The 1,390-nt window shown below is 40.2% G+C and carries 1 protein-coding gene; it reads right to left on the reverse strand.

Annotation, left to right across the window (positions count from 1 at the left end; genetic code table 11):
* Positions 1–66: 66 nt before the first annotated feature.
* Positions 67–888 (reverse strand): hypothetical protein, encoded by an 822-nt coding sequence (locus tag JWH17_RS23165; protein ID WP_205225073.1) that lies wholly within the window; start codon positions 886–888, stop codon positions 67–69.
* Between the last annotated feature and the right edge of the window lie 502 nt (positions 889–1,390).

Here is a 1,390-nt window from a genome sequence, read left to right on the forward strand (position 1 = left end):
TGAAAAAATAACAGCGTCGCTTCGCTCCGACCACCTGGCCAGTTTCACTGGAATAGGTGGCCGGAATCACGTGGACTGACTGGCCGGTTTCGACTGGAATGGGTGGCCGGATTCAGTGGAATACGCACCAAAATCACTTATGAAAACACGTGGCAAAGGCGCGGCGTCCTTGGTTTCAAGTCGGACATAAATCATGTCTCCTGATTTCAACTTTCTGAATTGACGAAAGGAAATTAGCCTATCTTTAGTTAACTGTAGATTGAGCTGCTGTACGTCAACCGAGCGTTCAGCATATCGGTTGTCGAGAACAGCGATTTCTAGACCGGAAGGCTCCCCTTCCCCCTCTGCAACTTCCGGAGCATTTACCCCAAGGAGTAATCTAAAAGATCCAAAGGTGAACCCAGGGCTTAAGCCAATGTAGGAATGGTTGGTGATCATGCTCCCGGCAAATATGTAATAGGTACCATCGGTGGGCACATGGAACTCCAACACAGCAGCATAGCCACTGCCACTGTCATCGTCCCATTTCAAGAAAATATTATTCGCAATTTGTGAAAAGGAATCGTTTAAATTTTGTTCAGAATGAATGATAAGTTGTAATATTTCTTCTGAATCAATGTCTACGTCTTTATCATACTTCAAAACTCCTAAAAAGGGATCCAAATTACCGCTTTTCCGTTCCATATAAGCAAAAACAGTATCTCCCTTCTTAAGGTCACTGAGTACATAAAGCGAATGGGTATTTTCTTGTAAAAAACCTTCTATTTCCTGGATTATTTTTTGGGTTCCAGCGGAAGCTTTAAGGGGGATTGATTCAATAATAATTATAAGGAAAAAGACAAGAATGGTAGAAACGTCAAAGGAACAGTACATATTGTGATTCTTCATTGCCCCCCCTAGAATCCTTTTGTACTTCTCTATACGTATATGTCTTGATTATATCATAGATCGAAAGCAAATAAAAAGGATGTGAAGCCTGATGAGGCAAACATTATCCCCTCTGGTAGATATTAGTATTGGCAATATTTACCGGAAAAAAGGGACAGAACTATTTATTGCCCTATTCCAGGAAATCCGGAGGTATTTTACTCCTTTTCAAACAAAACATTTTGCGGATAACCCGCAGATGTTCACGTTAATACAGCCAACTCAAATATCTTTTTTCTGCTCTAATTTCAAAATTTTACATAATTCCTGTTATGTTGCGAGTCGAGCTATCCTATTGAAATAATAATGTTTTTACGCCGAATTGTCCGAAAGCTAATTTGTTCTATCATTTCAAGATATTCCGCTATTTTTGGGAACAATTCTTCTTTCCCATGCAACATAACTTATATTGGCATTTCCTACTTATCCGCCAACCTTACGGAGTTCAGAAGTCCCCTAAAGG

It is taken from the genome of Desulfogranum marinum, assembly GCF_016918565.1.
Classification (GTDB): Bacteria; Desulfobacterota; Desulfobulbia; order Desulfobulbales; family Desulfobulbaceae; genus Desulfogranum; species Desulfogranum marinum.

Coding starts and splice junctions, on each gene's coding strand:
- JWH17_RS23165 (WP_205225073.1), bottom strand. CDS start 888: ATGAAGAATCACAATATGTACTGTTCCTTTGACGTTTCTACCATTCTT.